This is a genomic window from Streptococcus sp. 4886, from assembly GCF_013276485.1.
Taxonomy (GTDB): Bacteria; Bacillota; Bacilli; order Lactobacillales; family Streptococcaceae; genus Streptococcus.
The window spans coordinates 71995-94952 of the sequence record NZ_VMLD01000011.1 but is presented as its reverse complement, the minus strand read 5'-3'; the positions used below and the strand labels follow the sequence as shown (position 1 = coordinate 94952).

Annotated in this window: 23 protein-coding genes; 6 read left to right on the top strand and 17 right to left on the bottom strand. The window is 40.5% G+C overall.

Annotation, left to right across the window (positions count from 1 at the left end; genetic code table 11):
- Window positions 1-54: 54 nt before the first annotated feature.
- The 5 genes from HT679_RS06260 (at window position 55) to HT679_RS06240 (ending at window position 5791) form a co-directional block, all read left to right on the top strand.
- Window positions 55-1005: an Rpn family recombination-promoting nuclease/putative transposase gene (locus HT679_RS06260; protein ID WP_173213570.1), complete on the top strand. Its 951-nt coding sequence runs from the start codon at window positions 55-57 to the stop codon at window positions 1003-1005.
- A gap of 200 nt (window positions 1006-1205) precedes the next feature.
- On the top strand, window positions 1206-2117 hold the full coding sequence (locus HT679_RS06255) for an Rpn family recombination-promoting nuclease/putative transposase (protein ID WP_173213568.1): 912 nt from the start codon (window positions 1206-1208) through the stop codon (window positions 2115-2117).
- A 209-nt stretch (window positions 2118-2326) separates the two neighbouring features.
- Window positions 2327-3289 (top strand): Rpn family recombination-promoting nuclease/putative transposase, encoded by a 963-nt coding sequence (locus HT679_RS06250; RefSeq protein WP_173213566.1) that lies wholly within the window; start codon window positions 2327-2329, stop codon window positions 3287-3289.
- A 325-nt stretch (window positions 3290-3614) separates the two neighbouring features.
- Window positions 3615-5333 carry a phospho-sugar mutase gene (locus tag HT679_RS06245; protein ID WP_173213564.1) on the top strand — a complete coding sequence of 573 codons (1719 nt, stop codon included), beginning with the start codon at window positions 3615-3617 and terminating at the stop codon, window positions 5331-5333.
- 110 nt (window positions 5334-5443) lie between these two features.
- Entirely contained in the window at window positions 5444-5791 is a 348-nt protein-coding gene (locus tag HT679_RS06240) for a thioredoxin (protein WP_138702464.1), read from the top strand.
- Between the two features lie 277 nt (window positions 5792-6068).
- On the opposite strand, the gene HT679_RS06235 is transcribed toward HT679_RS06240, so the two are convergent.
- The 6 genes from HT679_RS06235 to HT679_RS06210 all read right to left on the bottom strand — a co-directional run bounded on the left by HT679_RS06235 (window position 6069) and on the right by HT679_RS06210 (window position 12929).
- Window positions 6069-6905 carry an amino acid ABC transporter substrate-binding protein gene (locus HT679_RS06235; protein WP_173213561.1) on the bottom strand — a complete coding sequence of 279 codons (837 nt, stop codon included), beginning with the start codon at window positions 6903-6905 and terminating at the stop codon, window positions 6069-6071.
- 12 nt (window positions 6906-6917) lie between these two features.
- Window positions 6918-7547: an amino acid ABC transporter ATP-binding protein gene (locus tag HT679_RS06230; protein ID WP_173213559.1), complete on the bottom strand. Its 630-nt coding sequence runs from the start codon at window positions 7545-7547 to the stop codon at window positions 6918-6920.
- A 9-nt stretch (window positions 7548-7556) separates the two neighbouring features.
- Complete coding sequence (locus HT679_RS06225) at window positions 7557-8198, bottom strand: amino acid ABC transporter permease (protein ID WP_173213557.1); 642 nt, start codon at window positions 8196-8198, stop codon at window positions 7557-7559.
- A 145-nt stretch (window positions 8199-8343) separates the two neighbouring features.
- On the bottom strand, window positions 8344-9573 hold the full coding sequence (locus tag HT679_RS06220; RefSeq protein WP_173213555.1) for a tetratricopeptide repeat protein: 1230 nt from the start codon (window positions 9571-9573) through the stop codon (window positions 8344-8346).
- Window positions 9563-10729, bottom strand: a complete 1167-nt coding sequence (locus HT679_RS06215; RefSeq protein WP_138703945.1) for an AI-2E family transporter — start codon at window positions 10727-10729, stop codon at window positions 9563-9565. The genes HT679_RS06220 and HT679_RS06215 overlap by 11 nt, the downstream gene beginning before the upstream one ends.
- A gap of 223 nt (window positions 10730-10952) precedes the next feature.
- Window positions 10953-12929: a peptide ABC transporter substrate-binding protein gene (locus HT679_RS06210; protein WP_173213553.1), complete on the bottom strand. Its 1977-nt coding sequence runs from the start codon at window positions 12927-12929 to the stop codon at window positions 10953-10955.
- A 197-nt stretch (window positions 12930-13126) separates the two neighbouring features.
- Here HT679_RS06210 and HT679_RS06205 point away from each other — a divergent pair, with 197 nt between their 5' ends.
- Window positions 13127-14140 carry a lactonase family protein gene (locus HT679_RS06205; protein WP_173213551.1) on the top strand — a complete coding sequence of 338 codons (1014 nt, stop codon included), beginning with the start codon at window positions 13127-13129 and terminating at the stop codon, window positions 14138-14140.
- Window positions 14141-14292: 152 nt separating this feature from the next.
- On the opposite strand, the gene HT679_RS06200 is transcribed toward HT679_RS06205, so the two are convergent.
- From HT679_RS06200 to HT679_RS06150, 11 genes are all read right to left on the bottom strand, one after another.
- Complete coding sequence (locus HT679_RS06200; RefSeq protein WP_000068041.1) at window positions 14293-14712, bottom strand: F0F1 ATP synthase subunit epsilon; 420 nt, start codon at window positions 14710-14712, stop codon at window positions 14293-14295.
- Window positions 14713-14722: 10 nt separating this feature from the next.
- Window positions 14723-16129: a F0F1 ATP synthase subunit beta gene (gene atpD / locus HT679_RS06195; RefSeq protein WP_000094360.1), complete on the bottom strand. Its 1407-nt coding sequence runs from the start codon at window positions 16127-16129 to the stop codon at window positions 14723-14725.
- 85 nt (window positions 16130-16214) lie between these two features.
- Window positions 16215-17093 carry a F0F1 ATP synthase subunit gamma gene (locus HT679_RS06190; RefSeq protein ID WP_173213549.1) on the bottom strand — a complete coding sequence of 293 codons (879 nt, stop codon included), beginning with the start codon at window positions 17091-17093 and terminating at the stop codon, window positions 16215-16217.
- Between the two features lie 15 nt (window positions 17094-17108).
- Window positions 17109-18614: a F0F1 ATP synthase subunit alpha gene (gene atpA, locus HT679_RS06185; protein WP_023942963.1), complete on the bottom strand. Its 1506-nt coding sequence runs from the start codon at window positions 18612-18614 to the stop codon at window positions 17109-17111.
- A 14-nt stretch (window positions 18615-18628) separates the two neighbouring features.
- Entirely contained in the window at window positions 18629-19165 is a 537-nt protein-coding gene (locus tag HT679_RS06180) for a F0F1 ATP synthase subunit delta (RefSeq protein WP_173213547.1), read from the bottom strand.
- Entirely contained in the window at window positions 19165-19659 is a 495-nt protein-coding gene (atpF, locus tag HT679_RS06175) for a F0F1 ATP synthase subunit B (protein WP_112444247.1), read from the bottom strand. The genes HT679_RS06180 and atpF overlap by 1 nt, the downstream gene beginning before the upstream one ends.
- Before the next feature lie 13 nt (window positions 19660-19672).
- On the bottom strand, window positions 19673-20389 hold the full coding sequence (atpB, locus tag HT679_RS06170; RefSeq protein WP_000392851.1) for a F0F1 ATP synthase subunit A: 717 nt from the start codon (window positions 20387-20389) through the stop codon (window positions 19673-19675).
- A gap of 34 nt (window positions 20390-20423) precedes the next feature.
- Window positions 20424-20624, bottom strand: coding sequence for a F0F1 ATP synthase subunit C (locus tag HT679_RS06165; RefSeq protein WP_001054562.1), 201 nt, complete (start codon window positions 20622-20624; stop codon window positions 20424-20426).
- Between the two features lie 255 nt (window positions 20625-20879).
- Window positions 20880-21038, bottom strand: coding sequence for a hypothetical protein (locus HT679_RS06160; protein WP_173213545.1), 159 nt, complete (start codon window positions 21036-21038; stop codon window positions 20880-20882).
- Window positions 21039-21083: 45 nt separating this feature from the next.
- Window positions 21084-21494, bottom strand: coding sequence for a GNAT family N-acetyltransferase (locus tag HT679_RS06155; RefSeq protein WP_173213543.1), 411 nt, complete (start codon window positions 21492-21494; stop codon window positions 21084-21086).
- Between the two features lie 99 nt (window positions 21495-21593).
- Window positions 21594-22958, bottom strand: coding sequence for an amino acid permease (locus tag HT679_RS06150; RefSeq protein ID WP_173213541.1), 1365 nt, complete (start codon window positions 22956-22958; stop codon window positions 21594-21596).

Below are 22958 nucleotides of genomic sequence, written 5' to 3'. Positions count from 1 at the left end.
GAGAATCTAGTAAACCTAGATCTAAAAATGTGCTATAATGAAAGGAGAAAGAATATGACATTACGTCATCCGGGCATTAGCCCAACTAATGACTTGGTTGCTAAGAAAATTTTCAGCAATCCAGAAATCACTTGTCAATTTATTCGCGATATGCTGGATTTACCAGCAAAAAATGTGACGATTTTGGAGGGAAGTAATATTCATGTCTTGCCTTCTCTACCCTACTCGGCGCAGGATTTCTACACTAGCATAGATGTCTTGGCGGAGTTGGACAACGGCACTCAGGTTATTATCGAAATCCAAGTTCATCATCAGAATTTTTTCATCAATCGCCTGTGGGCTTATCTGTGTAGTCAGGTCAATCAAAATCTTGAAAAAATTCGCCAACGAGAAGGAGATACTCACCAGAGTTACAAACACATTGCACCAGTATACGCAATAGCTATTGTGGATAGTAATTATTTCCAAGATGACTTAGCTTTTCATAGCTTTAGCATGCGCGAGGACACGACAGGTGAGATCTTAACCATCACAAATAACGGTCAGGAAAATCATCTGGTCAAGATGGCATTCTTGGAATTAAAGAAATACAGAGAAACCAGCAAAGACGAGGTTCGCAAGCCGTGGTTGGAGTTTTTCGGGAACAAGCCCTTTACCCAACACCCCGAGCGAGCCATCAGCCAAGCAGACCAACTGCTGGACTACAAGAGCTGGTCCGAGGAGGACAGGAAGATGTTTAGTCAACTACGTATGCGCGAAGAACAAGCCTTGTTAGCACAGGACTATGCCTTGGAAACAGCTAGGGCTGAGGGGGTTGAACAAGGACTTGAACGCGGTCGTGCAGAGGGTATTGAACAAGGTTTAGAGCGTGGGCGAGCAGAAGGCATTGAAGAGGGATTAAAAGTAGGTTTAGTAAATCTAGTACGTCAAGGTATTCTGACTTCCGAGGTTGCCAGCCAGCAATTGGGAATGACTGTGGCTGAGTTTGAAGTGCTGTTGAAATAACATAAGTGAGAAATCTGTAAGCGTTATGCAATCTTAAAACAACCTAAAAAAGATAGCTAAATTTCTTGATGTAAAGAGTTTGGCTATCTTTTTTGTTAGGAAAGTTTGAACTTTTCACTTTCTTTTCCGAATAAATAGATAGAAGCATCGAATCTAGTAAATTAGATTAAAAAATGTGCTATAATGAAAGGAGAAGAAATATGACTGTACGTCATCCGGGCATCAGCCCAACCAATGACTTGGTTGCTAAGAAAATCTTTAGTAATCCAGAAATCACTTGTCAATTTATTCGCGATATGCTGGATTTACCAGCCAAAAGTGTGACCATTTTGGAGGGAAGCAATATTCATGTCTTGCCTTCTTTGCCCTATTCAGCACAAGATTTCTATACCAGTATAGACGTTTTAGCTGAACTAGACAATGGCACTCAAGTTATCATTGAGATTCAAGTACATCATCAGAATTTTTTCATCAATCGCCTGTGGGCGTATCTGTGTAGTCAGGTCAATCAAAATCTAGAAAAAATTCGTCAACGTGAAGGTGATACCCACCAGAGTTACAAACACATCGCCCCAGTTTATGCTATCGCTATCGTGGACAGTAATTATTTTCAAGATGACTTAGCTTTTCATAGCTTTAGCATGCGAGAGGATACGACAGGTGAGGTTTTAACCATCACCAATAATGGACAGGAACATCATCTAGTCAAGATGGCGTTCTTGGAATTAAGAAAATACAGAGAAACCAGCAAAGACGAGGTTCGTAAGCCATGGTTGGAGTTTTTCGGGAATAAACCCTTTACCCAGCACCCCGAGCGAGCCATCAGCCAAGCAGACCAACTGCTGGACTACAAGAGCTGGTCCGAGGAGGACAGGAAAATGTTTAGTCAACTACGTATGCGCGAAGAACAAGCCTTGTTAGCACAGGACTATGCCTTGGAACAAGCTGAGGAAAAGGGCTTGGAGCGGGGACTAGAGCGTGGGCGAGCTGAAGGCGGTTTCGCAATGTTAGCAAATCTAGTTCGCCAACATGTATTAAGCACTGAATTTGCCAGCCAACAGCTGGGCATGACCGTGTCTGAGTTTGAGGCACTGTTGAAAGAACATAAGTGAGAAATCTGTAAATATTACACGATACAAAAACAACTAAAAAGGATAGCTAAATTTCTTGATGTAAAGAGTTTGGCTATCTTTTTTTACTTAATGTATTGCTATTTTCAGGAAAGTTTGAACTTTTCCCTTTCTTTTCCGAATAAATAGATAGAAGCATAGAATCTAGCAAATTAGATTAAAAAATGTGCTATAATGAAAGGAGAGCAAACATGACTGTACGTCATCCGGGCATCAGCCCAACCAATGATTTGGTTGCTAAAAAAATCTTTAGCAATCCAGAAATCACTTGTCAATTTATTCGCGATATGCTGGACTTGCCAGCCAAAAATGTAACTATTTTGGAGGGGAGCAATATTCACGTCTTGCCTTCCCTACCTTATTCGGCGCAAGATTTCTATACCAGTATAGACGTTTTAGCTGAACTAGATAATGGCACTCAAGTAATCATTGAGATTCAGGTTCATCATCAGAATTTTTTCATCAATCGCCTGTGGGCTTATCTATGTAGTCAGGTCAATCAAAATCTTGAAAAAATCCGGCAACGTGAAGGAGATACTCACCAGAGTTATAAACACATCGCACCTGTTTACGCAATCGCTATTGTGGATAGTAATTATTTCCAAGATGACTTGGCTTTCCACAGTTTTAGCATGCGCGAGGACACGACAGGTGAGGTTTTAACCATTATCAACAATGGTCAGGAAAATCATCTGGTCAAGATGGCATTCTTGGAATTAAAAAAATATAGGGAAACCAGCAAAGATAGTATTCGCAAACCATGGTTAGAGTTTTTCGGGAACAAACCCTTTACCCAGCAACCTGAGCGAGCCATCAGCCAAGCAGACCAACTGCTAGACTACAAGAGCTGGTCCGAGGAGGACAGGAAAATGTTTAGTGAACAACGCAGGCGTGAAGAACAAGCCTTGTTAGCACAGGACTATGCCTTGGAACAAGCTGAGGAAAAAGGATTAGAACGTGGTCGTGCAGAGGGGATTGAAAAAGGGCGAGAAGAAGGTCTTGAACAGGGACTGGAGCGAGGGAAAGTTGAAGGAAGTTTGTCCATGCTACTAAATTTAGTCCGCCAAGGTCTACTGACTTCTGAGATTGCCAGCCAACAGCTGGGTATGACCGTGTCTGAGTTTGAAGCCTTGCTGAAAGATTATCACCAATAACGGTCAAGAAAACCATCTGTTCAAGATGGCATTCTTAGAACTAAACGTCTAGTCACAGATTACTCAAAACACTGTTTTGAGGTTGTGTATAAAGAGGCTGGGTAACAGTCTTCTCATAATAAAACGTTTGGTATCAATGTTTTATTATGAGAAGACTTACTTTTTTTACTGAAATTCAATTTTTTCTAGCCTCAACATCGTATAAACCCCAAATTCAATCTGACCTGGTTTGAAGAGATTTTCGAAGCAGATAAGGTTTTACTAAAACTAAAAAAAATGATATAATCAAACTGATTAAATGTTTTAAAAATAAAGGAGAATTTGAATGTCTTACCAAGAAAATTACCAGAAATGGGTTGATTTTGCAGAGCTTCCTGACTACCTTCGTCAAGATTTGGAAAATATGGATGAAAAAACAAAGGAAGATGCCTTCTATACAAATCTTGAATTTGGTACTGCAGGGATGCGTGGCTTGATTGGCGCTGGTACAAACCGCATCAACATCTATGTTGTTCGTCAAGCTACTGAGGGATTGGCTCGTTTGATTGAGTCAAAAGGCGGAAACGAGAAAGAACGCGGTGTAGCAATCGCCTACGATAGCCGTCACTTCTCACCTGAGTTTGCCTTTGAATCTGCGGCAGTTCTTGCTAAACACGGCATCAAATCTTACGTATTTGAAAGCCTTCGTCCAACTCCAGAACTATCATTTGCGGTTCGTCACCTCAACTGTTTCGCAGGTATCATGGTCACAGCCAGCCATAACCCTGCTCCATTTAACGGTTACAAGGTTTACGGTGAAGATGGTGGACAAATGCCTCCACACGACGCAGACGCTTTGACTACTTATATCCGCGCAATCGAAAACCCATTTGCGGTAGAAGTTGCTGATGTGGAAGCTGAAAAAGCCTCTGGCTTGATTGAAGTTATCGGCGAGGCTGTTGATGTTGAATACCTCAAAGAAGTTAAGGACGTTAACATCAACCCAGCCTTGATTGAAGAATTTGGTAAAGACATGAAGATTGTCTACACACCACTTCATGGTACTGGTGAGATGTTGGCTCGTCGTGCTCTTGCCCAAGCAGGATTTGACTCAGTTCAAGTCGTTGAAGCGCAAGCAACTGCTGATCCTGACTTCTCAACTGTAAAATCTCCAAACCCAGAAAGCCAAGCAGCCTTTGCCCTTGCTGAAGAACTTGGTCGTCAAGTTGGTGCAGATGTTCTTGTGGCAACTGACCCAGACGCTGACCGTGTTGGTGTTGAAGTTCTTCAAAAAGATGGTAGCTACCTTAACCTATCAGGTAACCAAATCGGCGCTATCATGGCTAAATACATCTTGGAAGCCCACAAAAACGCTGGAACTCTTCCTGAAAATGCAGCGCTCTGCAAATCTATCGTATCAACTGACTTGGTAACGAAGATTGCTGAAAGCTACGGCGCAAGCATGTTCAACGTTTTGACAGGTTTCAAATTTATCGCTGAAAAAATTCAAGAATTCGAAGAAAAACACAATCACACTTACATGATGGGATTTGAAGAAAGCTTCGGTTACTTGATTAAACCATTCGTACGTGATAAAGATGCTATCCAAGCTGTTCTTGTCGTTGCTGAACTTGCTGCCTACTACCGTTCACGTGGTTTGACCCTTGCTGACGGTATCGAAGAAATCTACAAAGAATACGGCTACTACGCAGAAAAAACAATCTCTGTTACCCTTTCGGGTGTCGATGGTGCTGAACAAATCAAAGCGATTATGGCTAAATTCCGTAATAATGCTCCAAAAGAATGGAACGCAACAGCTATCACTGTCGTAGAAGACTTCAAGGCACAAACTGCTACTGCTGCTGACGGAACTGTTACAAACTTGACAACTCCTCCAAGTGATGTGTTGAAATACACACTTGCTGACGGTTCATGGATTGCCGTTCGCCCTTCAGGGACAGAACCAAAAATCAAGTTCTACATTGCAGTTGTAGGGGAAACCAACGAAGAATCACAAGCTAAGATTGCTAATATCGAAGCAGAAATCAATGCTTTTGTAAAATAAAGACCTAAAAAGATGAGACCAACCAATCTCATCTTTTTTTCGTATCAAATCTAAGCAATTTTAGAAACTTTATGGCATACTAGACTTATAAATGAAAGCGAGGTAATCTCATGGAACAATTTTTAGATAACATCAAAGACCTTGAAGTCACTACAGTTGCGCGTGCGCAAGAAGCTCTTGATAAAAAAGAAACTGCAACTTTCTTTATCGGTCGCAAAACTTGCCCTTACTGCCGTAAATTTGCAGGTACATTGGCTGGTGTCGTAGCTGAAACCAAAGCTCACATTTACTTCATCAATAGTGAAGAACCAAGCCAACTCAATGAATTGCAAGCATTCCGCTCACGCTACGGAATCCCAACTGTACCAGGATTTGTTCACGTTGCAGATGGACAAATCAATGTCCGTTGCGACTCTTCAATGTCAGCACAAGAAATCAAAGATTTCGCAGGATTGTAAAAAATCAGCTAACAAGTCTTAAAATCACAAAAACGCATAATGTAAGGTGCAAAAACCTTGATATTATGCGTTTTATTGTTCCTAAAACAGTTGCATCAGCATTTCATTACAGAACATTTTAATTTTATAAGTCAAATCAATTTTTAACAATGGTTTAGAAATCACAGTGGGCTATTCCATATTCAATTATCCAGATTCAATCGCTATTATCGTTTTCCTAGATTACAAAAAAACTACGTTTTGCTAATCAAAACGCAGTCTCAGCCACTATTTTATCTTACTGTCCTTCTTTTACTTCTTTGGTTGCTACATCTTCTCCAAACCATTTTTGGCTGATTTCTTGGAATTTACCGTCCTTGTAAAGACTAGAAAAAGCTTCATTTATCTTCTTAACCAGAGTTGTATCTTCCTTACGGGCTCCAACCGCAAAAGCTTCTGTTTCTAGTCCAACTGTAAAGACATTATAATCGTTTAAAACACCTTCTGCTTCTAAATAATAGTTTGCATAGACACGGTCAATCAATAGACCGTCAATTCGATCATTTTTCAAATCAATCAAGGCTTCATTAAAGGTTTGGTATTGATTCGCTTCCTTATTAGCGACAATATCCTTTAAAATCGCTGGATTTGCTTCAAAGTCCGCATAACCAGATGAACCAGCTTGAGTTCCTAATGTCTTTCCAGCCATATCCTTTGCAGTCGTGATACCAGATGATTTCTTGGTAACCAATACCTGCTCATTCTTCATATATGAGTTACTGAATGCTACCTTTTCACGACGTTCATCTGTAGCGGAATAACCATTCCAAATCAGATCAATCGTTCCTTTTGTCAATTCAGCTTCTTTCAAATCCCAATCAATCGGTTGCCAGTTTACCGTAATTCCGTATTTTTCAAAAACAGCTGTAGCTAAATCAATATCAAATCCTGCATAAGAACCATCTTTCTGAGCAAATCCCATTGGAACAAAAGTACTATCAAATCCAATAGTAATAGACTTGTTAGACTGGTACTTTGACCAATTATCTCCACTAGTTTCGCTAGTATTTTTCCCACAAGCTACTAAGAACAAAGCAGTCATCAGACTGACTAATACAAGCATCCATTTTTTCATCCATTTTTCCTCCTATTTAGGTTCTACTTTCAATAATACATCTGCGATATTTTCAGCAAACTGCAAATCGTGGGTTACCACAATCTGGGTCATCCCAAGTTCCCTATTTTGCAAGATTAGTTTTTCCACTTCCAAGCGTAATTCTGGATCCAGGGCAGAAGTTGGTTCATCGTATCCTATGATTTCTGGGTCAATCATCATAGCACGCGCCAAAGCCACCCGCTGCTTTTGCCCACCAGATAATGAAAATGGATAGGCATCTGCGTGTCCTCCTAGTCCTAATTGTTCCAAGAGACCACGCGCCTTCTTCTCAGCCTCCTCCTGCTTCATTCCCATGGTCTTCACAGGCGATAAGGTCAAATTGTTCAGAACTGATAAATGAGGGAACAGTTGAAAATCTTGGAATACAAATCCCAGTAGGTTTCGCTTCTGCAATTCATCCAGCTCTAAGGACTCTCCATTATAAAAGATTTGCCCTGAATCAATAGTTTCAAGACCCGCAAGCATACGTAAAAGAGTTGTCTTACCTCCACCAGAAGGTCCAACGATAGCCAGGATTTGCTTTTCAGGAATATTTAGACTGAAATCAGACAGGATTTGTTTGTCTCCAAATTTCTTATTGATATTTCGTAATTCTAACATGGCAGCCTCCTATCTATAATAACTGTACTTCTTCTCAACTTTTTTGGAAATAATTGTCACAATCCCAATTAAAATCAAGTAAATGGCACCTGCCAAGAACATAGGAACTAGACTGGCGTCACGGTTGGCAGCTGTTCGACTAGCCAAGATGAGGTCTGAAATTCCGAGAGCATAGACCAGAGAAGTATCCTTGACCAAACTCATAACTTCATTAAAGACACTAGGAAGAACGATTTTGGTCACTTGGGGCAAGATAATATATCGCACTGTGTCAAAAGGGCTAAACTTCAAGACCTTGGCAGCCTCATACTGGCCTCTTGGAATAGTATCAATTCCCCCACGGAAAATTTCTGCAAAGTAAGCCGCATAGTTGAGAACAAAGGCAATAATAGCTGCAGGAAGGCGATCCAAACGAATCCCAATACTTGGGAGCACATAATAAATAAAAATCAGTTGCAAGAGTAAGGGGGTTCCCCGCATAACCCAGATGTAAATGTTAATCAGATGATGGAGGGGCTTCCAATGGACTTGCAAGGCAAAGGCAATCAAAACGCCCAAGGGAATAGAAAAAATCAAGACCAGCACAAAGACTTGTAAAGTCATGCTTGTACCGCTCAATAAACTCGGTAATATCTCAAATAAATAAGACATACTGCACCTCCTAAAAGTAATTGTTCCTATTATAGCATGAATAAACAAAATAACCAACCATTTTTGCAAAAAAATTCTATCATATACAAATAAAAACCGTAGCTATCAAAAGAGATAAACTACAGTTCTATATGTTTAAACATTCTTACAATCTCTCAAACAGTTCTTGCATTTGCACATCATCTGGAACCAGTTTTAAGTAAGCGTGAGCATGGACTTTGGCTTCTTCAAAATGTCCCAATTCACGCAAGAGATAGATATAGTGTTCCAGAAACTCTGGATTATCCTTCAAATCTCCTGCCAACTCTTGGTAATGCTCATAGGCAGTATCCAAATCGTCCATTTCTTGATAGGAACGAGCAATCATCCACTTGGTCAAGAGATTTTCTGGCTCCTCACTCTGCAAGTCTATAATATCCTCATAACGTTCCTGTTCTAGATAAATAGTAGCTAGACGGAGTAAGATTTCTTCCGTATCCTCAGCATCTTCTTTAGCAGTAAGGAGATAATTTTCTGCACCACTAGCATCATGCAATTCATAAGAAAATTGTGAAGCAGCCAGTAAGAGACGAGTTTCAAAGGGATTTTTCTCCAAGCCTTGCTTAGCGATACGCAGGGCTTCTTGAACTTGATGTTCCTTATGCAAGGCCTGACTATAACCATACTCATAGCCTTCAAAGTCAGGAGAAATGGTATCAAGTTGCTTAAAGTAGAGGACAGCTTTTTGGTATTCTTCTTGATCAAAGTAAAGGCTGGCTAACTCAAAAGCTGTTAGGTCATCGTATTCTAACTCCAGAGCTTTTTCTAAAAACTCTGTGGCCGTTTCAAATTTCCCTAACTGGGCATAGGCAAAGCCAATTCGTTGATAGGTGGAAATGCCCGTTTGCTCATAAATCGAGCGATTATCTAACTGGGCATAGCCTTGAATGGCCTCTTGGTAATTTTCCAACTCACTATCCAACTCTGCCAAGCCCAATATCAAGAGAGGATCTTCTGAGTAAGTCAAGGCCTCCAATAATTTCTCACGCGCCACATCTGTCAAACCTTCCATCTGGTAAAGATCTGCCTTAAGAAGCAAAGACGAGACATACCAGTCACTGTCAGCTTGGATTTCCTCTAGGTAAGCAAAAGCTTCTTCTATTTGACCATCCTCGCTAGCGATTGCTGCTAGATTAAGATGAAGCTCTGGGAAATCCTCTACGATTTTCAGGTAAATTTCCTTGGCCTGAGGATAGAAACCAATTCCTTCAAGATAAGTAGCTAACTCATACAAAAGCTCACTTGTATCATTTTCTAAAGCTTTGGCGAAATAGTGCTCTGCCTTGGTTAAATCTTGCTCCTCCAAAGCCTGTAACATCTGTTGACTATTGTTCACTTTTGACTTCCTCGCCCTCTAATTCATATAGACCACTGACTACCTTATACCATTCGAAAATGGCTGAAATGACAACCTTAGCAGAGGCATAAACCGGAATACCAAGTAAAACTCCCCAGATACCAAACATAGATCCTGAAGTTAACAAGACAAAGAGAACATTAATGGGATGGATGTTTAATTGACTTCCCAAAATCAATGGAGAGACAAAACGGCCTTCAATAGTTTGTTCTACGATAAAGACGATCACTACTTTCAAAAGCATGACTGGACCAGCAATCAAGCCCAATACTAGGGCAGGAAGCATGGCTAGAAAGCTACCAAGATAAGGAACCAGATTTAAAATACCAGCAGTAACACCCAGCGTAACCGCATAGCGTAGACCAATAATCTTGAAGAAGATGATAAACATTACTGCTACAATAATAGCCACTGTCACTTGCCCTCGAACATAGTTGGACAACTGTTGATTCACATCTGACAAAACTTGTCCAACAGGTTCTTTCAATTTTCTTGGCATGAATTGGGTCAAATAGTTACGCAAGCCTTTCCCATCACGTAAGAGATAAAAGAGCATGAAAGGAACGATAATCAAGGCAACAATCACTTGAGATGCCCCGCTAATAAAGGCACTCACCCAGTTGACTGCCTGAGATGAAACCTTACTTGCCCAAACTGTAGCCTGGCTAGAGAAGTTTGTCAAAACCTGCTCTAACTGAGGTCTGAAATCATCTGGCAGGTGCTGGGCTACCAATCCATTAACAATCCTATCTATATCTTCTAAGTAAACAGGAACGTTTCTTGCAAAGGTCAAAACCTGACGTTGCAGATTTGGAATGGCAACTGCCAAGCCCCAAATGATAAAGAGAGCGATGATGACAAAGACAATCGTGATAGCTATAACACGATTAACCTTATGCTTCTCCATCCAATCAACAATAGGATTCAACAAATAATATAACAAACCAGACAGAATGACTGGCAACATCACAACCGCTAAAAAGTCCAAAACAGGTGAAAATAGAAAACTAATCTTACTTAAAATAAAAAGATTCAGTCCCAATAATAAGGTTACTAAAAATACCGTAATGGCCTTGTTATCTAAAAACCACTTAAAAAACCAAGATAGGCTAAAATGTTTCTCTTTTTGCTCCATAAATACTTCCTTTCTATCGTTCTCTCATTATACCATTTTTGAAGTAAAATAACTCTTTTTTTAAGTGCTTATACTCTTCGAAAATCAAATTCAAACCACGTCAGCTTCGCCTTGCCGTACTCAAGTACAGCCTGCGGCTAGCTTCCTAGTTTGCTCTTTGATTTTCATTGAGTATTACATGGAGACAGCGACATAAAAAATCTCCTCAAAAGAGGAGATTCAATTATTCTTGAATATGACGGTCTAAGTTCTTCTGATAATCAGCATTTGATTTGGCTTTTTCATCAGCAAATTTCTTACGGAACTCATCCATTTCTTTAGACGTTACAATCTTGTCTTGTAATTTTTGGTACTTGTAGCTGTGTTCACTTGTCTTATCACCTACCCAACCATCTGCACCGCTACCTGGAACTTTCTTCGTTATTAGCATTTGGGCACCATCTGAGTATACAGGAATAACCAAGGCACTATCTGTTAACCAAGCTTGAGCTTTAGCATATTTAGAATAACGTTTTTGCAGATCTATTTTCTCACCACTAGCATCCGTAATTAACTCTTTAAACTTATCTAAACCAACAGATTTGATTGCCGGATTATCTGTACCTGGTGCTACACCAAGTGCTCCTAGAAGAGTTGGGCCAGATGTTGGATCAAATACATCTAAATAGGTTGATGGGTCTGCATAATCCGGACTCCAACCACTATTTACATTGATATCCCAATCAGTATTGTTAGTCGATGTTGCAAATACTGTCATATTTCCCAATTCATCATCAGAAACTTGTTGAATGTCAATCACTATATTTTCAGAGCCTAAGGCTTCCTCAATGGATTGTTTATAAGATTGGGCTTGACGAATAAAATCTGTCTGAGTAGAGGAAACTGGAAGGTCTAAATGAACGGGGAACTGTACTCCATCGGCTTGAAGTGTTTTCTTAGCAACTTCAAATTTAGCTTTAGCCTTGTCTACATTATGAAGTGAATCCTGGGCATCATCAAGACTGACATCTTTCCAAGCGCTATCCAACTTATCCAGTTCTTCCTTAGCTACTTGCCCAAACGACTGCTCTCCAACTTGGACAAATGTTGGAGGGGTAAAACTTGTACGTAATTTACGAGGTGCCACTTCGTCCCCAAATACTTGAGATACTGCAGCGGTACGATCTGCAGCGAAAGCCAAGGATTGACGGAAATCTTTATTCAACAAAGCCTTTTTAGTGGATGATTTTTCCGCATCACTTGTTTTAGCAGTATGGTTATAAGCTACACGATCGATATTAGTTGAGATATAGAAAGTTCCGCCTCTTTGTGGCCCATACACAATATTATCCTTGTACTTTTCTTTTAGACGCTCATAGTTGGCAGAATTTTTAAAGAGAGGCGCCGCTGGATAATGTCCTTCATCAAAGCCACGTCCAAGAGAATCGGCATCCTGACCATCAAAGAAAGACAATTTAATATCATCAATAAAGACATTTTGCTTATCCCAATAGTTTTGATTTTTGGTCATCTCAATGGAAGATTTAGATGTCAATCCCTTGAGGAGGTAAGCACCATTATAAAGAATGCTTGTTACATCAGTCGCCTTCCCAAAGTCTTCTCCTTTAGAAGCCAAAAAGTCCTCGCTAATTGGGGCAAGAACGCCCATTGTTGTCTTGGAATTCCAGAAAGATTCTGGATGGTTCAAAGTGTAAACAACCGTATAATCATCTGTTGCTTTTACACCAACAGTAGAGAAATCTGTTGTTTTCCCATTGACATAATCGTCCAAACCTTGAACTGAGTCTTGAACCAGATAAAGAGCCTGTGATTTCTTATCAGCTGCGTGCTTCAGACCAGTTACAAAGTCCTGAGCTTTGACTTCACCATATTCTTCGCCTTCATTGGTATACCATTTGACACCCTGACGGATTTTATAGGTATAGGTCAAACCATCCTTTGAAACAGTCCAATCTTCTGCAACTGATGGAATCAGATTCCCATATTGGTCATTTTCAAGTAGACCATCAATAACATTACCTGTAATTTGTTTGGTGCTAGCAGTTCCAGAAACTGTATAATCCAGAGTCGTAGGGTCTGTAGAGAAGACATAGGTATAGGTAACAGGTTTAGTAGCATCTTTACCACCTGTTGAACACGCTGCTAGCATAGCCGCCGAGAGTATAGCTACACCAGCTGCTAGAAAAACTCGTTTTTTCATAGTAAGGACTCCTTTAAACATTTTATGAGTTCATTATAGCACTTTTAAGAAGAAAAGTAAGGAAAACAATCTCAATATTATTATATTTTTCAAAAAACCAATCAATTATTTTTTTAAAGTGCTTACATCTAATTGGATGTCTTTAATTGGCTTGTTTTTGTGATATAATAGTCTTATCTTTATATAGAGGTAACGTTATGAAAGAAACTGTTTATTTTGGAACTTATACACGTCGGACTTCCCAAGGGATTTACAAGGCTGACTTTGATACAGAAACTGGTCTGCTTTCAAACCTAGAACTTTTTGCAGCTGAGCCAAGTCCAACCTACCTTGCCTTTGACCAGCACCAACACCTATACACCGTTGGTAGTCAAGATGACAAGGGGGGCATTGCAGCCTATCAAACTGACGGGACTTTATTAAATCACGTCGTTGAGGAGGGAGCCCCCCACTGTTATGTTGCCGTTGATGAAAAGCGTAATTTGGTCTATGCAGCCAACTACCACAAAGGACAAGTTCTTGTTTATAAACGTCAGGAGGATGGGAGTCTTTTACTTAGTGATGTAGATCAACACAGTGGCCAAGGTCCACATGAGAATCAAGCATCTCCCCACGTTCACTTTACAGACTTAACACCTGACCACTATCTAGTGACCTGCGACTTAGGAACTGACCAAGTTATCACCTATGGCCTTGATCAAGAAGGGAAATTATCTAAACTCTATACCTACAATAGTATTCCTGGAGCTGGTTCTCGTCATATCGTTTTCCATAACCACTATAAAATCGCTTATCTCATTTGTGAACTCAATAGCACTATTGAAGTTCTAATCTACGATGGCGTTGGTGAATTTGAACGCATGCAAGTGATTTCAACTTTACCAGAAGCTTACAAAGGCTTTAATGGAACCGCTGCTATTCGTCTCTCTAAAGACGGTAAATACCTCTACGCTTCTAACCGTGGTCATGATTCTATCGCAGTATATACCATCCTTGCGGACGGTAGCTTAGAATTGCTAGAAATCGTTCCAACACATGGTCAGACCCCACGTGATTTTGATTTGACACCAGACCAAAAATTTCTCATTGCTGTCCACCAAGACTCTGACAATGCAACTGTCTTTAAACGTAATTGTGACAATGGTCGTCTAGCAGAACTCTCCAACGACTTCCATGTTCCCGAAGCAGTCTGCATCCGTTTTGCTCCTTAAGAAAACATATAAAAAATGAACTTGGAATTTTCAAGTTCATTTTTTCTTATAGTTAATGAAAATCAAAGAGCAAACTAGGAAACTAGCCGCAGGCTGTACTTGAGTACGGCAAGGCGACGTTGACGTGGTTTGAATTTGATTTTCGAAGAGTATTATAGTCTATTTCCGACATTAATACGGTTAATGGCACGTTGCAGTGCAATCTTCGCACGACGTTCTTGGTCAATCAAGTGTTTGTCTTGTGCTTCTTCAATTGCACGTTCTGCACGAAGTTTGGCACGTTCTGCACGACTGATATCGATATCACGAGCACGTTCTGCAGAGTCAGCGACGATTGTAATCATATCATTGGCAATTTCAATAACACCGCCGTTTACTGCAATCCAGTTCACGTGATCTTCGTCATCAATACGTTTCACCTTTACTTCATCAACTGCTAAAACCGCAATCATATTTTCATGTCGTGGCAAGATCCCCATCTCACCATCCAGAGTTCGAACCGATACATAGCTGGCATGGTGATCATAGACGAGACCATCTGGTGTCACGATCTGGACAGTTAACTGAGCCATAGATCACCTCTTAAAATCCCATTTTTTCAGCTTTTGCAATCACATCTTCGATAGAACCTACACCACGGAAGGCATCTTCTGGCAAGTGGTCATATTTACCATCAAGGATTTCCTTAAAGCCACGTACAGTTTCAGCAACTGGAACATATGAACCTGGCTGGCCAGTAAATTGTTCCGCAACGTTGAAGTTTTGTGACAAGAAGAACTGGATACGACGGGCACGTGCAACCAAGGTCTTTTCTTCATCAGAAAGCTCATCCATACCTAGAATAGCAATGATATCTTGCAATTCATGGTAACGTTGAAGGACACGTTTTACTTCAGCAGCAACTGCATAGTGCTCTTCTCCAACGATTTCAGGTGCCAAGGCACGTGAACTTGAAGCAAGTGGGTCAACGGCTGGGTAGATACCCAATTGTACCAACTTACGTTCCAAGTTTGTTGTTGAATCCAAGTGAGCGAAGGCTGTTGCTGGCGCTGGGTCAGTATAGTCATCCGCTGGCACATAGATAGCCTGGATAGAGGTTACAGACCCCTTCTTAGTTGATGTGATACGTTCTTGCAATTGACCCATTTCTGTAGCAAGTGTTGGTTGGTAACCAACGGCTGATGGCATACGACCCAAAAGGGCAGATACTTCTGAACCAGCCTGAGTGAAACGGAAGATATTATCGATAAAAAGAAGCACATCTTGGCCTTCCACATCACGGAAGTATTCAGCGATTGTCAAACCAGTAAGGGCAACACGCATACGTGCTCCTGGTGGCTCATTCATCTGACCAAATACCATAGCTGTTTTCTCGATAACGCCTGATTCTTTCATTTCCCAGTAAAGGTCGTTCCCCTCACGAGTACGTTCCCCAACACCGGTAAATACTGAAATACCACCGTGTTCTTGGGCAATGTTGTGAATCAATTCTTGGATTAAGACGGTTTTACCAACTCCGGCACCACCGAAGAGTCCAACTTTACCACCTTTAAGGTAAGGGGCAAGAAGGTCGATAACCTTGATCCCTGTTTCAAGGATTTCAGAAGAGGTAGACAACTCATCAAAAGTTGGAGCTTTTTTATGAATTGGCTGGCGCTCTGCATCTTCTGTAAAAGGAGCTTCCAAGTCAATGGTATCTCCCAAAACGTTGAAGACACGTCCCAAAGTTTCTTTACCTACTGGTACAGAGATTGGACGACCTGTGTCCAATACTTCCATTCCACGAGTCAAACCATCTGTTGATTCCATGGCGATAGTACGGACCATACCATCTCCCAACTCTAAGGCTACTTCAAGGACGATTTTTGTTTTTCTTTCGTCATTTTTGTAGACGACAAGTGCATTGTTAATCTCAGGAAGTTTTTCCCCTGCTGCAAACAAGACGTCTACAACGGGACCGATAACCTGAGCAATTTTACCTGAACTCATCTCCTTCTCCTATTCTATATAAGATACTGTCGGTTCCTAGCTCAACTAGGTCCTAAGTTCATTTTCATACGAGCTGGACTAAAGCCTATTCTAAGGCACTAGCTCCTGCTACGATTTCTGTAATTTCTTGTGTAATCGCCGCCTGTCTGGCACGGTTATACTGAATTGTCAAATCATTGATGACTTTCTTAGCATTATCTGTCGCTGTTTGCATGGCTGTCATACCAGCAGCATTTTCAGCTGTCTTGGCATCGATAATAGCCCCGTAAATCATACTTTCTGCAAACTGAGGCAACAACTGCTCCAAAATTTCTTCTCGGCTGGTTTCCAATTCAAAAGTCAAGCTATACTCTTCATCCGCTTCATTTGGATCCAAGTCAACAATCGGAAGCATTTGTTCCACACGCATTTGACTGGTTAGCGTATTGACATGGTGGTTGTAGCAAACATAAAGCTCATCAAAGAGTTCATTTTGGTACATTTCAACAGTTTTTGAAATAATCTTACGAACTTGATCAAAGCTAGGTTGGTCTGCCAAGCCACGTAGTTCATAAAGTGGTTGAATACCACGAGCCTTAAAGAAATCAGCTCCCATTCCACCAATACAGATCATTTCAAAACCTTTACCGTCTGGATGGTATTCTTCCTTCAACTCCATAACGGCTTTTAGAATAGAGGAATTATACCCTCCAACCAAACCGCGATCTGAAGTGATGACGATATAGGCTGTCTTCTTCACAGGACGGCTAATCAACATGGGATTAGTTGAACCACCAGCTCCATTCCCATGAAGAATATCTGTCAAAAGTTTGCGAACCTTCTGAGCGTAAACTTGAAAGTTGCGAGCAGCTTCTTCAGAGCGACCTAGCTTAGCAGCTGATACCATTTGCATGGCATTAGTGATTTGACTCGTATTTTTTGTTGAGGCGATTTTTGTTTTAATATCATTTAGAGATACTGCCATCTGACACCTCTATTCTTATTGGAAGCTAGATTGATTGAGAAACTCTGTAATCGCAGCATCCAAGACTGCTTCTTCTGGCAAGTCTTTTGTATCACGAATGGTTTCCAAAATCTCTGGATGTTGAGCGTCAAAGAAGGCATGGAACTCTTCCTCGAAACGAACAATATCATCTACTGGAACAGTATCCAAGAAACCATGTGTCAAAGCATAAAGAATGGTTACTTGTTTCTCAACAGGCAATGGTTTGTGAACAGGTTGTTTCAAGACTTCAACTGTACGACGTCCACGGTTCAACTTAGCCTGTGTTGCTGCGTCCAAGTCAGAACCAAACTTAGTGAAGGCTTCCAACTCACGGTATGAAGCAAGGTCGATACGAAGTGTACCAGCAACCTTCTTCATGGCTTTGATTTGCGCAGAACCACCTACACGAGATACAGATGAACCCGCATCAATGGCTGGACGAATACCCGCATTGAAAAGACCATCACCAAGGAAGATTTGTCCATCAGTGATTGAAATCACGTTGGTTGCGATATAGGCAGAGATATCTCCCGCTTGTGTCTCGATAAATGGTAGGGCTGTAATTGATCCACCACCAAGTTCATCAGAAACTTTAGCTGAGCGCTCAAGCAAACGGCTGTGAAGGTAGAAAACATCCCCTGGGAAGGCTTCACGACCTGGAGGACGACGAAGCAAGAGTGACAGTTCACGATAAGCTACCGCTTGTTTTGATAAATCATCATAAACAATCAAAACATGCTTGCCTTGGTACATAAATTCTTCCGCCATGGCAACCCCAGCATAAGGAGCTAGGAAGAGCAATGGAGATGGTTGTGAAGCAGAGGCTGTCACAACGATTGTGTAGTCCAAGGCACCGTACTGACGAAGTGTTTCTACTTGCGTACGAACTGTTGATTCTTTTTGTCCAATCGCTACGTAGATACAGATCATATCTTGACCTTTTTGGTTCAAGATTGTATCAATCGCAATGGTTGTTTTCCCTGTCTGACGGTCACCGATAATCAACTCACGTTGACCACGACCAATCGGTACAAGGGCGTCAATAGCTTTCAAACCAGTTTGCAATGGTTCTGATACAGACTTACGTTGCATAACACCAGGAGCTGGTGCTTCTACTGGACGAGTTTTATCAGTGTGGATTTCTCCAAGACCGTCAACTGGACGACCAAGTGGATCCACAACACGACCAATCAGACTTTCACCTACTGGAACTTCCATGATTTTCCCTGTACGGCGGATTGTATCGCCTTCACGGATATCTGTAAAGTCACCTAGGATGATAATACCAACGTCTGTTGACTCCAAGTTTTGAGCCATACCATAAGAGCCGTTTTCAAAGATCAACAACTCTCCACTCATGGCATTTTCAAGGCCGTGAGCACGCGCGATACCGTCCCCGATATAGGTTACAACACCTGTTTCAGTCACATCAAAATTGGGTTTGAAATTTTCAATTTGTTGCTTAATTAAAGCGCTGATTTCTTGTGCGTTAATTGCCAAAAGAACACCACTTTCTATTTCAAATTTTCTTTAACAACTTTAAGTTGTTGTTTAATACTCACATCAATTGTCTTGTGATTGGCAAAAATGACAAAACCACCAATGAGACTTTCATCGATTTGTTCGTTTACACTCCTTACTTTCAGAGACATTTTCTTCTCAATCAAAGGGAGCAAACGACTCTTTTGTTCATCAGTTAGAGGATGAGCAGCAGTAATCGTCACTTCAAATCGATTTGTTTCTTTTTCAAGTCGGTCCAAGCAATCTACAAGCACATCATAAAAAAGATTTACTCTGTGATTGTAGGCCAGAACCTGGATAAAGTTTTGTAATAAAGGTGACACAGAGTCTTGGAAAAAAGCAATTATTTTTTCCTTATCCGACTCGTCTACTGCCACTTGTTTTAAAAAAGAAGGCAGACCTGTTTCTTCAGCAACTTGCTTGATTTGAGTCAAGTCTGAAAAGATACGGTCTTCTTCTCCTTTTTCAAGTACCAATTGGACAAAAGGCATGCTGTATTTTTCAATTACCTTTACTGTTTTCTTGTCCATTAAGCTTCTCCTAGCTGATCGATATACTGATCAATGAGTTCTTTATGGGCATGACCGTCAAGGTTTTGTGAGATGATTTTACCAGCTAGGCTGATGGTCAAATCTGCTACCTCACCCTTAACGCTTTGTAAAGCTTCAGCTTTGTTTTGAGCAATTTCTTGGTTTGCTTTTTCTTTTAAGCGTCCTGCTTCTAGTTTAGCATCTACTAAAATACTAGCCTTACTTTTCTCAGCTGTTGCTTTCGCATTCTCAATGATTGCCTTGGCTTCTTTACGGCTACCAGCCAATTCATCTTCGCGTTTTTGAGCCAATACTTCTGCTTTTTGACGGGCTTCTTCAGCACTGTCAATATCAGTAGCAATTTTTTCAGCTCTTTCTTCGAAAATGCCTGTAATATTAGACCATGCAAATTTTTTAATCAAGACTAGCAAAAGAATAAAAGAGCCAGTGATTAAAATAAAATTACCAATCAATTCACCTACTGTTACGTGCATCAGTTACTCCTTTCTATTCCTCTTCAATATTAATCTTATTCCCTAAATACACAGATGTCAAAAGAGTAAAGACATAAGCTTGGATGCAGGAAATAAAGACAGAAAATGCAGTCCAAGCCAAATTAGCTCCAAAGGCTACTGGATACCAATAAATAGCTTGGTGGGAAAGAAGAAGTAACAAACTCGTCATGACCTCTCCTGCAAAGATATTCCCAAAAATCCGCAAAGCCAAAGATAAGAAGTTTGTAAATTCTTCCAAGATATTCATCGGTATGACAAAAACAGGACTCATAAAAGATTTTATACTTTTTTTAAATCCACGACGACGAACGCTTTCTATATGTGTCAACAAAATGACAAGAAAAGATAAGGTTAAGTCATACTGTAAATTAGCGGTTGGCGAACTCCACCAGTTAGTCCCATCGATCGTTTGAAGCTTTGTCATTAAGCCAAGGTTATTGGCAATCACCATGAAAAGAAATAAACAAAGGAAAAAGAGTGAGTAATCTTTCATGTAGCGCGAACCAATGTTAGGTTCTGTAAATCCAATAACAAAGTCATAGACATACTCAAGTACATTTTGCTTTCCTTTGGGTTTCAAGGTCATATTGCGGCTTGCCCAATAAATAAAGACAAAAATAACTCCCACAATCAACAAGGTCATGGCTAACATAGTCAGATTGAAGATAACAGGACCAATAGAGATGATTGGATTAATACTTTCTTCCATCTAAAATCCTCCCTTTTCTTCTCGTTCCATGTATTTATTTGATAATAAATGAGAAGACAAGAGTTACAAAGAAAGTTCCTTCAATAAAGGCAACACCTAAAAACATCAAACTACGAAACTCAGAAAGCATATCTGGTTGGCGTGCTACTGATTTAAACAGTCCATTCATCAATAAACCTTCACCGACAGATACGCCCATACAGGCAATACATAAGCCTAAAAATGTTAAATTCATAACGAATTCTCCTTTAAAATAAAATTTACTTACTTAGTGTAGTCCTAAAATTTAAATTTGTCAACTTTTTTTGCACATTGGAAGCGTTTAATGAAAATTACTTCTATTTTCTTTCGGATTTCACTCTATTCTGAAAAACTTGTGTATATTTACTGAAGCTAGCAAGTCTTACCTGTAAATTTAATGAAAGCAACACAAAATCCGAGAGGGGAATCTCGGATTAAGGTCAATTTAAAAAGATAGAGAGTGTTAAGTTTAAATATAGGATTTCAAAATATCGACGGCATCGCTTCTTTTCTTAACCTGATAGGACTTGATTCCCAATTTCTCAGCTGCGATTGTATTGTCCTCAATATCACCTAGAAAGACACAATGTGTAGGATTTAACTGGTATTTATCGAGAATCCCCTTCATACTTATGTCAAGAACCCCTCTTTGCCTTATCCTTTCATATTCTCCTTACAAATCTTTTTGATAATAAAATCTTTTTCCTGTGTAGGGATAGTCTTGCAAAGCAAAGACTTCCTTGTAGCCATGTTTCTGATAAAAATCTGGCGCCTGAAACTGGTAAGTATTAACAAAAGCAAAACGACAGTTTCGATTCTTAGCTTCAGTTTCTGCCTGCTGCAATAGTTTTGAACCGATTCCTTGCCCTCGCAGTTCCTCTTTTACAAATAAATACTCGATTTCTAGCCAATTTCCAAAAGTCTCTGCTATCAAACCTGCCAGGAGATTGCCCTTTTCATCTTCAACATAAAGATTAAGTAGCTCACTTTCAGCTTCTTCTCTTTTTGAACGATTATAAGTACGAATCAAATTCCCAATTTCTTGTGCTTTCTGAGACTCCTTGTTTTCCAATCTAAAGTACATCTAAACCTCCTCAAACACTGTTACAGCTTGATTATAGCCTTATTTCAATAGACTGTCAAACTAGAAAAACTCACCAACCTGAGTTGATGAGTTTCAAATCTATTTTCTAAATTTCCACTGGCTGTAAATCCCGAAACCGATAATCCAGATAGCTGAACCGATTGCTCCTACAAATGTAGATTCTTGTAAAAAGAGTGTTACAAAAACAAAGGCAAAGAAGAGCATGGTTAAAGGATTTAGGAAACGATAATGTGGCATGAGGTAGCCATCCGCCATAAAGTCCTGTGACTTGCGGTATTTAAGGTGGGCCACCATAATCAAGATATAGATAGCGATATAGACACCTGACGACGATGCCGTAATCAAGGCAAAGGCATCGGAAACACCTGGCAAGACATTGATAAAGGCTGCTAGGGCAATCAAAACCGCTGAAGCGATGATGGCATTTTGTGGCACATTGTGGCGAGAGAGAGTATCTGCCTTAATTGCTTTTAGGAAACGATTTGGTGAATCATGGGCAATCTGATACAAATGACGACCTGTTGAATAAAGGGTTGAGTTAAGAGCAGATGCTGCTGAGGTCAAAACGACGAAGTTAATCAAGGCTGCCGCCCACTTGATACCGGCCAATTCAAATACTGTTACAAAAGGAGAATCCGCAGAAGCAAGCTCACGCCACGGAATGATAGCCATGATGGCTAAGAGGGCACCACCGTAGAAAAAGGCGATACGCAAAGGAATTTCCTTAACGGCTTTTGGCAAGACCTGACGTGGATTTTTTGTTTCTGAAGTCGTTACCCCGATAAACTCAATCATGAGGTAGGCAAAGAAAACCATCTGGAAGGCCATGACAAAGTTCACTCCACCATTTGGGAAGAGGGAGAAATTGTCAGCAATATTGGCCAAACTTGCTACTCCATGGGGTGTCTTAAAGCCTGTCAAGACCATAAAGACTCCTGTTGCAATCATGGCTAAAATAGCCACAATCTTAACCATAGCAAACCAAAACTCAACTTCTCCAAAGAACTTCACCGCGATTAGGTTGACCAAGGCTAGAATGGTCAAAAATCCAATCTCAATCATCCAACTCGGCCAAGTTGGGAACCAAAATTGCACATAATGTGCGATAGCAGTGATTTCCGCCATACCGATAAAGACAACAGATAGCCAGTAAGACCAAACCGAGAAATAGCCCCAGCCCTTACCCAAATGGCGTGTGATAAAGTTGATAAAGGTATGTTGCTCAGGGTCTTGGTAAAGCATTTCACCAACAGCACGCATCATGAGGAACATGAAAGCCCCAGTAATCATATAAATCAGTACAATGGAAGGACCTGTTAGGCTGATAGAGCGACCCGCTCCCAGAAAGAGTCCTGTTCCGATTGTTCCCGCAATGGCCATAACCTGCACGTGACGATTGGTTAGACCACGCTCCATCTTATTTTTTTTCTTCTTTGAACTCAT

What these genes read in the sequence shown, in the direction of transcription:
- HT679_RS06245 (WP_173213564.1), top strand. Translation starts at nt 3,615, where the DNA reads ATGTCTTACCAAGAAAATTACCAGAAATGGGTTGATTTTGCAGAGCTT.
- HT679_RS06240 (WP_138702464.1), top strand. Translation starts at nt 5,444, where the DNA reads ATGGAACAATTTTTAGATAACATCAAAGACCTTGAAGTCACTACAGTT.
- HT679_RS06190 (WP_173213549.1), bottom strand. Translation starts at nt 17,093, where the DNA reads ATGGCAGTATCTCTAAATGATATTAAAACAAAAATCGCCTCAACAAAA.
- HT679_RS06235 (WP_173213561.1), bottom strand. Translation starts at nt 6,905, where the DNA reads ATGAAAAAATGGATGCTTGTATTAGTCAGTCTGATGACTGCTTTGTTC.
- atpD (WP_000094360.1), bottom strand. Translation starts at nt 16,129, where the DNA reads ATGAGTTCAGGTAAAATTGCTCAGGTTATCGGTCCCGTTGTAGACGTC.
- HT679_RS06215 (WP_138703945.1), bottom strand. Translation starts at nt 10,729, where the DNA reads ATGGAGCAAAAAGAGAAACATTTTAGCCTATCTTGGTTTTTTAAGTGG.
- HT679_RS06205 (WP_173213551.1), top strand. Translation starts at nt 13,127, where the DNA reads ATGAAAGAAACTGTTTATTTTGGAACTTATACACGTCGGACTTCCCAA.
- HT679_RS06255 (WP_173213568.1), top strand. Translation starts at nt 1,206, where the DNA reads ATGACTGTACGTCATCCGGGCATCAGCCCAACCAATGACTTGGTTGCT.
- HT679_RS06230 (WP_173213559.1), bottom strand. Translation starts at nt 7,547, where the DNA reads ATGTTAGAATTACGAAATATCAATAAGAAATTTGGAGACAAACAAATC.
- HT679_RS06165 (WP_001054562.1), bottom strand. Translation starts at nt 20,624, where the DNA reads ATGAATTTAACATTTTTAGGCTTATGTATTGCCTGTATGGGCGTATCT.
- HT679_RS06260 (WP_173213570.1), top strand. Translation starts at nt 55, where the DNA reads ATGACATTACGTCATCCGGGCATTAGCCCAACTAATGACTTGGTTGCT.
- HT679_RS06160 (WP_173213545.1), bottom strand. Translation starts at nt 21,038, where the DNA reads ATGAAGGGGATTCTCGATAAATACCAGTTAAATCCTACACATTGTGTC.
- HT679_RS06150 (WP_173213541.1), bottom strand. Translation starts at nt 22,958, where the DNA reads ATGAGTTCAAAGAAGAAAAAAAATAAGATGGAGCGTGGTCTAACCAAT.
- HT679_RS06180 (WP_173213547.1), bottom strand. Translation starts at nt 19,165, where the DNA reads ATGGACAAGAAAACAGTAAAGGTAATTGAAAAATACAGCATGCCTTTT.
- atpB (WP_000392851.1), bottom strand. Translation starts at nt 20,389, where the DNA reads ATGGAAGAAAGTATTAATCCAATCATCTCTATTGGTCCTGTTATCTTC.
- atpF (WP_112444247.1), bottom strand. Translation starts at nt 19,659, where the DNA reads ATGCACGTAACAGTAGGTGAATTGATTGGTAATTTTATTTTAATCACT.
- HT679_RS06200 (WP_000068041.1), bottom strand. Translation starts at nt 14,712, where the DNA reads ATGGCTCAGTTAACTGTCCAGATCGTGACACCAGATGGTCTCGTCTAT.
- HT679_RS06250 (WP_173213566.1), top strand. Translation starts at nt 2,327, where the DNA reads ATGACTGTACGTCATCCGGGCATCAGCCCAACCAATGATTTGGTTGCT.
- HT679_RS06210 (WP_173213553.1), bottom strand. Translation starts at nt 12,929, where the DNA reads ATGAAAAAACGAGTTTTTCTAGCAGCTGGTGTAGCTATACTCTCGGCG.
- HT679_RS06155 (WP_173213543.1), bottom strand. Translation starts at nt 21,494, where the DNA reads ATGTACTTTAGATTGGAAAACAAGGAGTCTCAGAAAGCACAAGAAATT.
- HT679_RS06225 (WP_173213557.1), bottom strand. Translation starts at nt 8,198, where the DNA reads ATGTCTTATTTATTTGAGATATTACCGAGTTTATTGAGCGGTACAAGC.